At 58.8% G+C, this 3,291-nt stretch carries 1 protein-coding gene, 2 pseudogenes and 1 other annotated feature; all 3 genes and pseudogenes read right to left on the minus strand.

What is annotated here, in order from left to right; all coding sequences use genetic code 11:
* Positions 1-245, minus strand: a pseudogene (locus tag IEX27_RS20965) (DDE-type integrase/transposase/recombinase); the annotation flags it as partial.
* 67 nt (positions 246-312) lie between these two features.
* Positions 313-1,767, minus strand: coding sequence for a group II intron reverse transcriptase/maturase (ltrA, locus tag IEX27_RS20970; protein WP_244630494.1), 1,455 nt, complete (start codon positions 1,765-1,767; stop codon positions 313-315).
* Positions 1,768-2,474: 707 nt separating this feature from the next.
* Positions 2,475-3,241: pseudogene (locus tag IEX27_RS20975) on the minus strand (IS3 family transposase); the annotation flags it as partial.
* Positions 2,841-2,957 (minus strand) — a sequence feature (AL1L pseudoknot). (Overlaps the previous pseudogene by 117 nt.)
* Positions 3,242-3,291: the final 50 nt, after the last annotated feature.

Genomic DNA, 3,291 nt, shown 5'->3' on the forward strand with positions numbered 1-3,291 from the left:
CCATTAACACCTCCTGGTTTGGAGTGTTGCGACGACCGGTTGAATCTGCCTTGAACTCCCCTGTCGGAATGGTGGATGAGGCCGCTGCGATGGACGGGCCGCCGATCATGAAGGGCCTGGTCGAGGGCATCGAGCACAAAGCCCGCATGGGCGGTCCTGCTCGCTCGCCAACCAACGATGCGGCGGGCGAAGGCGTCAATCACAAAGGCCACGTAGACGAACCCCTGCCAAGTCGCGAGTGGAGTAAGAAGCGCTGCTGCGCTTCTCCTCCCCGAACCGTACGTGCACCTTTCAGCGCATACGGCTCTCTATTCAATCTTTGCCCATGGCCATGGCAACGTCATGATAATTTGAGGTGACGGTGCTGCGAGGTTCGCTCCGGAAGATATATGGATTGCTCTCCGGATTCCGCCACCGGAACTGCGCCTTTGGGCTGGTTACCATTCGGCGCAGCGCCTTGCCGACACGGTTTCCACGTTCACTTCGTCCATAGACAAGCCAAGTTTTTGCCTTGCCCGCCTCTGGCGCTCGATACCAGCTCCGCATCAAGGGTTTGATGCGTGACCGATATTTTCGCGCCAGCCAGTGCGCCAGTTTCCAGAACACGACAGTGTCGATGCGCCGGAAGCAACGCGCTGTGAAGTCGGTGAACTTGTAGAAGGCCGCCCATCCCGCCAGTTGGCGGTTCAGGCGGTCTACCATGTCGACCTTGCCGACATCATGATTGCCGGAAAGGGTCTCGGTCAGTTTGCGAACAAACGCCTTGGCCTTTTTCTTGGGTATCGTCGTGACGACGGACATATGCCCGTTCGACCCCCGCTTGCGAATGATCCGATGCCCCAGAAAGACGAACCCGTCATCGACGTGGGTGATATGGGTCTTTTCCATATTCAACGTCAGCTTCAGGCGGTCTTCCAGAAAGGCCCGGCATTCCTCGCGGATTTCCTCGGCATGAACCTTCGTCCCCTTGACGAGGACGACGAAGTCATCGGCATAGCGACAATAGGCAATCGCAGGTTTCCATTGCCGGTTCTCTCGAACCGTGATGGGGCGGCCCTGCTGAATGCCGAAGTTCCATGCCCAGCGATCCTTGCGGGCTTTCCGGTTCAGGTATTTCGCCTCTAGCCACGCATCAAACTCGTGGAGCATGATGTTGGACAGGAGCGGCGACAGCACGCCGCCTTGCGGAACACCCTCACTGGACGCCGCAAACAGGCCACGGTCGATGTGACCCGCTTTTAGGATGCGCCAGAGAAGATCAACAAACCGTCCGTCCCGCACCCGCCGCCGAACGCATTGCAGAAGCAGCCGGTGATGAACGGTGTCGAAGTAGCTCGCCAGATCACCTTCGATGATCCAGCGGCCCCTCGTCGTGTCCGCGCCGTCCTGAAGCTGCAACTTCACGGTACGAACGGCATGGTGCACGCTGCGTTCCGGCCGGAAGCCATAGGACAGGCGATGGAAGTCGCTTTCCCAAATCGGCTCCATGGCCATCAGCATGGCGCGCTGGACAATGCGGTCTGTCAGGGTCGGTATACCCAGTGGTCGTAGCTTGCCATTGGCTTTCGGGATATAGATTCGCTTGACCGGCTTCGGGCGATAGGTGCCTTTCAACAGGTTTGTCCGCAGGTCGGCCAGATGGCGATCCAGCCCGGCCTGCATCCGTCGCTTATCCATTCCGTCAATGCCCGGAGTTCGTGCGCCACTCGACGCCAGAACGATCCGGGCGGCTTCGGCAAGCCATTCCCGGTCGGCAATGAGCCGCAAGAGACGATCGAACCGACGGTTCGGACCGGCCTCGGCCCATGTTGCGAGCTTGTGCTGCATTTCGCTGATTATCAAAGGTCTTCACCTCATTTGGTCAGGTAATTTGCACTCCAAGCAGATTGAACTGTTCCCCTTCGCCATGTGGCAGGCTTTCCCTGCCGCGGACTACTACGGGAACTCCGCCAGCATGATGGACATCAGGGTCAACTCCCTTGCGACGCAGAACATCGTGGGCATTCCATCATGCCTTCCCTCGTTCATATGCTGGACACTCCACGCACTGGGGAGGTTGCCGGTCGCAGTCCTTGTCCTTGCGTCCCGCAAGTCGATGCCGATGTCATGGTCTGGCTGCGTTCTCCCCATGACTCCCTGCGAGACGCCATACATATACGCCCGCATTCGGACACCCCCCGCCTACGTGTTGGGGGCACCATCAGCATTCCGCCTGTTAAGCCGTGTAGGCGAAGGCGACATTTCAGCCCTCGGATGCGGATTAACCGGTTCGTGTTCCTCAACCTTCCAGTGCTACAGCCTCGGGAACCATCTCGGCGTAACGGCTTCGCCTCAATTCCCTTTACCTGCGGGCTACGTCACCCTGCCAGTTGACGACAGGTCACCGCCGCTTGGGCTCATGCCCCTCACAGCAGGGGGCACGGCATTCTTCAAATCCTCCTTTCTCAATGCATTCCAGTCATATGCACCCCGGACCATCCGGGACGAGGCGCACCATACGTGAAGTCAGAAAGCCAGAGCATGTTTGGCGCGGGAGCCTTGAAGTGGCGGTTTACGCGGTCGAGCGGACAAGGGGCAGCCTTGTCCGATACGGTGGTTTTGACGGGCTTGCCGCGAATGATGCCCTGAAGACCCATTACCCTCATGAGCCGTGCGACGGTGCAGCGGGCAATCTCAAAGCCCTCCCGCTGCAACTGTCGCCAGACTTTCCGCACGCCATAGACCTGGAAGTTCTCGTTGAACACCCGGCGTATCTCAATCTTCATGGCCATGTCGCTACGGGTGCGGGCCGACAGGCGGTCCACGTCTGTGCGCTTGGCAATGACCTCATAATACGTAGACGGGGCAATCGGCAGCAGTCTGCAGATCGGCTCGACCCCGAGCCTTGAGCGGTGTTCGTCGATGAAAGAAATCATCGCTTCAGTGGGCGGTCGAGCTCCGCCTGGGCAAAATATGCCGAAGCTTTGCGCAATATCTCGTTAGCCTGACGAAGCTCGCGGTTCTCCCGTTCCAAAGCCTTCATCTTCTCCGAGACATCGCTCGGTAGTCCCGCTCGCTTGCCGCTGTCCACCTCGGACTTCTTCACCCACTCATTCAGCGTGTGTGCAGAGCAGCCGATCTTAGCGGCAATCGAAGATACTGCAGCCCATCGAGACGGATGTTCCCCTTCATGTTCCGCCACCATTCGAACGGCGCGGGCGCGAACTTCAGGAGAGAATTTGTTCGTCGTCTTGCTTGTCATAGACCCTACTTCTCACGAGTTGGGGTCTCCGGCAAACCCGGTGCGGTTCA

It is taken from the genome of Nitratireductor aestuarii (assembly GCF_014641695.1).
GTDB lineage: Bacteria > Pseudomonadota > Alphaproteobacteria > Rhizobiales > Rhizobiaceae > Chelativorans > Chelativorans aestuarii.